Source organism: Microcoleus sp. B7-D4, assembly GCF_036705125.1.
In the GTDB taxonomy this organism is placed as follows: Bacteria; Cyanobacteriota; Cyanobacteriia; order Cyanobacteriales; family Microcoleaceae; genus Microcoleus.
This window is the reverse complement of the sequence record NZ_JAUBTT010000076.1, coordinates 25,906-32,144: the sequence shown is the minus strand read 5'-3', so window position 1 is coordinate 32,144 and position 6,239 is coordinate 25,906. Positions and strand designations below refer to the sequence as shown.

Sequence of the window (6,239 nt, the reverse complement as noted above, 5' to 3'; positions counted from 1 at the left end):
ATTGTGGGTGCGATCGGCAAAACATTGGGTACCGGCGCTGGAGTGGGAGTAATTGTGGGTGCGATCGGCAAAACATTGGGTACCGGCGCTGGAGTGGGAGTAATTGTGGGTGCGATCGGCAAAACATTCGGTACCGACGCTGGTACCGACGCTGGTGCTGGTGCTGGCGCTGGTGCGGGCGCTGGTGCTGGTGCTGGTGCTGGTGCTGGTGCTGGCGCTGGTGCGGGCGCTGGTGCTGGCGCTGGTGCTGGTGCTGGTGCTGGTGCCGGGGCTGGTGCGGGTGCGGGTGCTGGTGCTGGTGCCGGGGCTGGTGCCGGGGCTGGTGTTTGTAAAGGTGCGGGTGCGGGTGCGGGTGCTGGTGCTGGTGCCGGGGCTGGTGCCGGGGCTGGTGCCGGGGCGGGTGCCGGGGCGGGTGCGGGTGCTGGCGCTGGTGCGGGTGCGGGTGCTGGTGCTGGTGCTGGTGCTGGTGCTGGTGCTGGTGCCGGTGCCGGGGCGGGTGCCGGGGCGGGTGCAGGCGTTAGTGTTTGTAAAGGTGCGGGTGCAGGTGCGGGTGCAGGTGCTGGTGCAGGTGCTGGTGCAGGTGCTGGTGTCGGTGCGGGTGTTGGTGCTGGTGTTGGTGCGGGTGTTGGTGCTGGTGTTGGTGCTGGTGTTGGTGCTGGTGTTGGTGCTGGTGTCGGTGCGGGTGTCGGTGCGGGTGTCGGCGCGGGTGTCGGCGCTGGGGCCGGCGCTGGGGTCGGTGCTGGTGTCGGCGCTGGTGTGGGTGCTGGTGTCGGCGCTGGTGTTGGTGTCGCTGCAGGTGCTGGGGTTGGTGTCGCTGCGGGTGCTGGTGTTGGTGTCGCTGCGGGTGCTGGTGTTGGTGTCGCTGCTGGTGCTGGTGTCGGTGTCGCTGCTGGTGTCGGTGCGGGTGCTGGCGATACTGAAGAAGCCGTAATGTTAATTTGGGTCGGCTGTACTATCTGAGGATCGGGGCTGAAATAACTTCCCTGTGTAATAACATTTTCCTTCTTTGGACCCCCAGTGGCAATGCTGCCAGCAGTACCGTTGAGTTTGTTATAGTCGGGCCCGACGCTGAAAGGAGTGTTCGAGGCTTCGCCACCACCGTAGCCAATGGTGATATTTCCACCATTAGCGCTACCAGTAGTGGATGCGGAAATGCTGCAAGGTTGCGACAAGCAGTTGTTATCGTTTGTGAAAGTGCCTGTCGCTCGGAAATTATCGCCGGCTGTAATGTAAATCTCTCCTCCGCCCGTTCGGCCTTCGGTGTTGATATGGGTTACTTGTATGTCGTTGCGCGCGTTGAGGGTGACTGCGCCGCCTTGTTTTTCCTCGGAGTTGGCGTCTATGAACCCTGTTTGAATGCTGCTTGAGGGTGCTGCAATACTAACGTCTCCGGCGTTGCTCGTTTTGTCGATCGATCCTGCGTTGATATTGCCTGTTTCTACTTTTCCTGTACGGCTGGTGACGGTGATGTTGCCGCCTGCGGTGGTGTCGGAGTGGGAGTCGAGATCCGCAGTCCTAATGTCGCCACCAGCTTCTAGGGCGATGGGGCCGCCTTGGGAACTTGTCAGGTTTCCGCTGGCTGCAATGGTGTTGGCTGCTTGAATTTCGATCGCCCCAGCGTTTGCATCTTTTACTGCAACGTCCCCCGCAGCTACTGCTCGGTTAGACGCCGTGAGTACCACTTCACCGCTGGCATTGACGCTGAGGCCTGTAGCGTTCGTTTCACCGATGCCTGTGAGCAGTTCGGGCAAGGTTGCGATCGAGAATGTCGAAGCTGTGCTGGATGTTTCTGTGGTGCTAGTCGCTGAGGGCGGCTCGATTTCCAAACTCAGCAAATTGCCTCGCTGGCGGATCTGCACTAAATTTGTCCCCAAAACTGATGCTACGGTAATTTGACCGCCTGGGGCAGAAACGCTGCCGGTGCTGACAACGGTGCCGCCGAGCAAGGTTAAGTTCTGCCCTGACTTGACGGCTAAGTCTGCCGTGCTGATAATTGCCCCTGCTCGATCGGCCCCAAAAGCAAAGGAATTGGGCGCGCCTGTCAGAGATGTGTAGGTGCTACTACCGACAGCGTTAAACGAGTTTGAACCAAATCCAATAGCGGTGGCGGTGGTTGCTGTGAAAGAAGCCGGCACGTTTAAGCTGGCACTGTTGCCAAATATGATGCCGGATGGATTCATCAGAAACAAGTTAGAATTGCCGCCGGTTACTTGAATTAAGCCGTTAATAATCGACGGGTTGCCGCCGCCTATGCCCGCTAAAATGTTGCGAATGTTGGGGTTTGATATAAAGTTGGCAATCTGATTTTCCGACAAGCCGAATTCTTTAAAGCTGTGGAAAAGATTTTGTCGATCGCTCGATAATTGTCCGCCTTGAATATCGAAGCGAGTTGGCTGCCCAGGAGTTCCGTTTTGGGCTGCGGGAGTGACGGTAGTGCCTGTTGCGTTCGCCGCTGGAACAATTGTTTGACCTTCTGCTTTGGCTTGCACAAAGTAAAGATTTATTAAGACTATTTGCAGAGCAAGTGTCAGTTTGCTTATTCTTACTTTTGAGAGGAATTTCGACGTTTTTTGAATATTTTTGATGGTTTTCATAGGTTTTTAATGGGTAAAATATATATAGTCTTTCTCAGTAACATGAGGTGCTCATAGGACAGAGGGCATAGGGCATAGGGCATAGGGCATAGGGCATAGGACTAACCCATACCTCACTACGCTTGAGAACCGCTATAAATCACAGAAATTAAATAAAGAAACCGGCTTTGTAGAAAAAACTTGGTTGACGGCTGTGTCACTAAAGATTTGCACATCTGTGCTGTGTCTGGTCAATTTCGTAGAAGATTGGAAATCTACCCCTCATTTTCAGAGGTGGTATTTTTGAGCTATTCTGTCAGTCTTATTGCTAAGTAAGGTTTGCCTGGTAAATGTTCACGTTCCCTTGTTAGGAAAGCGACACGCTTGGCTATAAACCTGTTCACTCGTTCATTAATCGCCTTCGACAGTGCATAATGCTGGCGTTTACATCACGGTGTTATGACCAGATGAACGTAGTCAGTTAAGACGCTTGACTGCACGTTCCGATGTTGTACAGGTGCTGACTAGGAAGGCCAATATCTGCATAGGTTTTTCGGAACGGTTGAAGACGCTATCTTTATGAAGCAACCGGGTTTCTGACTGCAAGTGCATTCAGGAGTCAATGGGTAGAAATGGCCTTTGCTTTGGCAATTTTCTCAGCGTATCTTTTCCACAATCTAAATATAACTCGAAATGCCTAGGCTCTGTATCTTCCCCATGACATATTAATAAAACATAACAAAAACGGCCTTTCTAGAGGCTCTCCGACGCCTATAAACCCGTTTTTTTAACTATTATTCATAGTCTGAAGGAAGTATAGGGGTTCAAAAACTAGGTTTCTGCGTCCAATACTGACCCGGAAACATCCCCAAATATTTTATAGAAAACAAAAAATACTCGACACTTGCCGAAACTTAAAATTAGGGAAAGAAGAAATGAGAAGGAGTCAAGGGATTTTAGATTTTAGATTTTAGATTTTAGATTTAAGCATTTACCCCACGGATAAATTCGGGGGGCAAGTTTCATCGGATACAGGTTTTTTATTTCACCGGTCCTGAGTCTGCGAAGGAATGAATCCGGGGGCTTGTATCGTGGATGCTTGATTGTCAGAAGACAGAATTCTGAATTCCCAATACCCCATGCCTGAAGTGATGGTTAACGGTCACGGAAAGAATTTTTTGTGATCCACGATTAAAATCGGGGGCTTGAAACCTCGATTCTCCATCCTGTCGCACAGAATCCCTTCTGGATTCTGGCTGTTTAATTCTGAATTCTTCTTCAGTAATATCATGTCCGATCGATCGCCCATAATACAATTGCCGGGGCGGGTTTGTGAGATTGTCCCTTTTTGGCAAATATTATTGGTGAACCCGCCCCTACAGGAATCAGGGTAATCGACCGGACATGATATAAGTCAAATTGTTAGGGTGTTCAAAAACCCGGTTTATTTAAATAAAAAACCGGGTTTTTTGGTTTTTTTGTGTGAGGTTTTGTGAAGGAAAACTACTTAAATCCGGCTCAATTTCCCTCTTATAATCAACTCCACTATTGCCGATTGCGATCGCCTGCTTTTGGGTTTTAATCGATCGCCCTGTGGGTGTTTAAGGGGGTGTGCAGGCGGATTTGTGGAAGGATTTAAGAGTTAATTGGGTGAAGTTTGGACAGTGGGCGAGGGACTGGGTGAAGCAGGGCGCGGTGAAGCAGGGCGCGGTGAAGGCTTTGCAGAAGGACTGGATTGGGTGGATTTTTTGAGACCGACAAAAGCGTCATAACGGGTGGTACGATCGCCAATGACGGCCGCTGTAACGCCGATCGACCGCGTGGCGTCAATCCACATTTTTTGGCTGGGAGGAAACTCCGGCAAAGCTAGGTTTTTCGGGTTAAACGCACTCTCGGTGTCAATGAAGAAATTGCCGTTGTGGGGTTTAAGTTCCGATCGGACTGTTTTCTGGAACAGTTCGCTGCTTAAAAGCGGACTTTTCGGTTCCGGCACGATCGCATCAACCACTGGAGCTCCTACTGTCATAAACGCTACATCGTTCATCCAGCCGCGAGTTACCGTAATCCCTCCAAACGGCGATGTCCATTTAATCGCCGATTTGCCGCCGACTTGAATTTCCTCCACTCTAAACCCTTTAGTTTTCATCGTTTCATCAAGCTGTTTCAGAGATTTGTTGGCAGCGCCCTGGTTGTTTGTTTCCACCATAAATACAAATCCGGCAGCAAATTTGTCTCTGGGATTCTGGGCGGGGGCTGGTATTAATGATAGAGAAAATTCTCCCGCCATCCAGTTCATCAAGTCTTTATCTAAATCCAGGCCGGTAGTGGATTTTAAACCTGTGCGTAAAACTTGGGGATTAATCGGGGAAATCGGGTTGGCATCGGCTCCTAATACGTAGTCTTGCCACAAACGCTGCAAGTTGCCACCGGATACCATCATTATTGTATTGCTGGGCAGGCGGTTAACCATTTTTAGAGCATTGTTTTCTACTGCTATCCTCCTGGTAGAATCGGGTTTTAGCCAAGAGACAGATTTGAAGGCAATTCCTTCTACATCCAGCGTCGCTGTGGTGGCAAATCCTTGATTTTGTTGCAGTTTTTCCAGGCTTTCGGGCGAAATTTCACGGGCTGAGTTGGCGGCGGCATAGGCGGCGGCAACGGGCATATTGACGTAGATTTGACCGAAGGCACCCGGACTTTTTATTTTGTCTATGGCGTCTGCATAGCCTGGGGTTTTGGCTAGCGAAGGTTCGCCTTTGTAGGTGTCGATTATTCTGTCTGTAGCGCTAGGATCTGTGGTGACTGCTAGATAGTTTGTGCCGAGTACCGCGACTGAAAAATTGCGATCGGGTACGCCTTGAGTTTCTGTGACTTGCACGCCTTTATAATTACGCTCAACTATTTTTCCTTGGCTCAGAGGCCTGGGTTTTGCTAATAATTCTTTGGCTTTGACCGGGTTGGCAATTGGCAGGATAATTGCCACTGACTGTTGAATTGGCGGAGACGGGGGCGCATTGGGTGCGGGCGAGGGGGCTGGTATAGCTATTTTGTTGCGGAGAAAGGCTACCATTGCTGTGTTACCCACCCAGGGTTGAATGTCTTGCTGGTAGGCGTAGCCGTTGCTGGTGAGGAGGCGATCGCGCATTTCAGTTAAAAACCTCTCAAACGAAGCTTTTGACTCCGGCGTGCCAAACTCTCGCAGTCTATTCCACTGCGCTTCATCGGTGGTGATGGATAGGGCCATCATCGTATCTTGGGGGACAACCGTTGCCCCCGGCGGCAAATCTTTGGCGGGCCCACGGGAAATGACGAGGTAGTAGGTGACAAAGCCTAAACCGATCAGAAGTGTGGCGGCTCCGATCGTAAACAGCAGGGAAGATTTATCTTTCTTAAACATTATTCGTAAGGTTCGGGTGCTCGCAACATCATAAATTATATTGGGGATGCGGCATGGGGGATGGGGCATGGGGGATGGGGCATGGGCCAAACAGGGCATTGGTAATTTGTTGTTTTTTATTTGTTATTAGAAAAACTACTAACCAGTAACCACTAACCACTAATCACTATAGTCCTAGATACGGAAACCGTTTTTTTACTAAATAGTGCATTTTTGCCTTTAATACTGGTGAAAAACCCGGTTTATTTCGTATTTACGCGAAGTCCTAC

The 6,239-nt window shown here is 50.6% G+C and carries 2 protein-coding genes; both read right to left on the bottom strand.

The genetic code is table 11. The annotated features are described in order from the left end of the window. The coding region (locus QUB12_RS26410) for a two-partner secretion domain-containing protein (RefSeq protein ID WP_333309144.1) at positions 1 to 2,594 on the bottom strand (2,594 nt) is incomplete at its 3' end. A 1,621-nt stretch (positions 2,595 to 4,215) separates the two neighbouring features. Continuing rightward, positions 4,216 to 5,970: a DUF3352 domain-containing protein gene (locus QUB12_RS26405; protein WP_333144738.1), complete on the bottom strand. Its 1,755-nt coding sequence runs from the start codon at positions 5,968 to 5,970 to the stop codon at positions 4,216 to 4,218. Between the last annotated feature and the right edge of the window lie 269 nt (positions 5,971 to 6,239).